At 42.7% G+C, this 2125-nt stretch carries 1 protein-coding gene; it reads right to left on the bottom strand.

Features of this window, described 5'->3' with window-relative positions; genetic code table 11:
- Nucleotides 1–431 precede the first annotated feature (431 nt).
- The gene (locus tag OQ5_RS0116825; RefSeq protein ID WP_016778605.1) at nt 432–1937 is read right to left on the bottom strand and encodes a peptide MFS transporter; all 1506 of its coding nucleotides are present in this window, start codon (nt 1935–1937) and stop codon (nt 432–434) included.
- Between the last annotated feature and the right edge of the window lie 188 nt (nt 1938–2125).

Below are 2125 nucleotides of genomic sequence, written 5' to 3'. Positions count from 1 at the left end.
TTAAAAAATAAATTTTATACGAATGAAAATAGGGCTCTTTTTTAACCAGGAACTTCTTCCACATCTGGCGAACTTTCTTTTTCCCAAAAAGAAAAATAAATCATTAAATCTATCGGCCTCTAAAAACATCAAAACATGTTCAATCAGACTTTCTTCATTGATTTGATTCACTTATGAATAAGACCAAAAAGCTTTGACTTCTTTCAGTTCTTCGAATAGTTCTTGCTTAGACTTGTGCATATATCTAATCTTTTCGTTCCCCTGTAACCCCGCAATTATAGTTGTGAATTGCTTTCAAATGTATCTTTGTAGTGGCGCTGACACCCCCCCAAAATAACAAAACGCCTGCAATCCGGATCATACCGGTCTTGCAGGCGTTTTTATATTAAAACAGTTCGTCAGATTTTTGCATCTGACAGCAAATTTCTCAATTAATCAATTCCCCGCATCATTTTCTTCAGCCATGGAGAAATAATAAACATGAGCAAGGCGGCGGATCCCGATGTAATAATCAGGAAGAGGAATAGATTCATGTCGGGCAGGTATGTTTCAAGAATACTCTTCAAGGCACCGGCCAGGTAATTAGCCAGAGCAGTTGAAGCAAACCAGAGTCCCATCATGAGTGAGGTAATCTTCGGGGGCGATAATTTGCTGATCATACTCAATCCGATCGGGCTCAGGCAAAGTTCGCCCATAGTATGGAGCAGGTAGACTGTTACCAGCCACATAGGGCTCACCAGGTTGGTGGCCGATGCTTTGGTGTCGGCTGCATACATTACCACAAAACCTAGTGAAAGGAGAAACAATCCCAGACCAAATTTCACCGGGGTGTTGGGATTTCGGCGGCCAAGCCATACCCAAAGCATAGAAAATACTGGTGCAAGTCCGACTATCATTATTGCATTAACCGACTGAAACCATGATGCGTTAATCTCAAAATTTCCAATCATCCGATCGGTAAAATCACGGGCAAACAGGTTAAAAGTACCACCTGCCTGCTCAAATCCCGACCAGAAAAAGATGTTAAAGAAACAGAATACCAGGATAGCGCCGATACGGCTCCATTCGGTTTTTCCGGTTGTATTTTTAATAACAATATAAGCAATTGCCGTAACGGCCACTATGGCAACAATACGAATAATCCAGGTAGTGACATCTTCGGGAAGTGTCCACCAGGTTTTAACAAACAGATAGATGAATCCGATAATACCGAGCGACCATGCAAGAATATCTAACCAGTCACGACCGTTAAGTTTTGCAACATCAGTCTGGAAGGTTCGTCTCGGTCCAAAGCCTATGGTACCAAGTTTTCTTTCCTGCAGCCAGAACCAAAGAGTTCCCAGTATCATTCCTACAGATACTGAGCCAAAACCCCACGACCATCCGATGGTTTCTCCAAGATAGCCGGCAATGAGAGGCGCCAGGAATGCCCCAAGGTTGATACCCATGTAGAAAATGGTAAAGGCAGAATCCTTCCGGGGGTCCCCGTCGGCATACAGACGTCCTACCATCGTAGAAATATTGGGCTTAAAAAATCCGTTACCGATAATAAGAAGCCCCAACCCGATAAACAACCAGTATTCCCGCAATTCCTGGAGCGATTCGGTAGCTCCCGGCACGGCAATATATTCGGAATAAGCCAGAGCGGCCTGACCGAGGGCCATAATAATCCCCCCGATAATAATTGATTTTCTCTGTCCGATTAAACGGTCGGCAATAATACCCCCGAGTATTGGTGTCAGATAAACCAGCCCGGTAAATATTCCGTAAATTTCGAGCGCATGATTTTCGGCATAAGCAAATCCGCCGTTAATAATACTGGAAGTCAGATACAGTACCAAAAGGGCACGCATCCCGTAATAGCTGAACCGTTCCCACATTTCTGTGAAAAAAAGTACCCACAGACCCTGGGGATGTTTTTGTGAAGCTGTGTCCATTCTTTTGTTTTTTAAATTTGGTTTATTTGCAATGCAATCGTTTTTTTGTTACTTTTTCAAACCTGAAGGCTGTTCAAGCCTGCATTGGTCCTTTGTTGATGAATGGCTGAAAGCTTTCAACAACAATGATCCTGGCAAAAAGAACTTTTGAAAATTAATGCATAAATGAGTGCAGTAAAAAAAGCATA

This window comes from Anaerophaga thermohalophila str. Valhall (genome assembly GCF_000250735.1).
Taxonomy (GTDB): Bacteria; Bacteroidota; Bacteroidia; order Bacteroidales; family Marinilabiliaceae; genus Anaerophaga; species Anaerophaga thermohalophila_A.
This window is presented reverse-complemented; position numbering and strand designations above follow the sequence as displayed.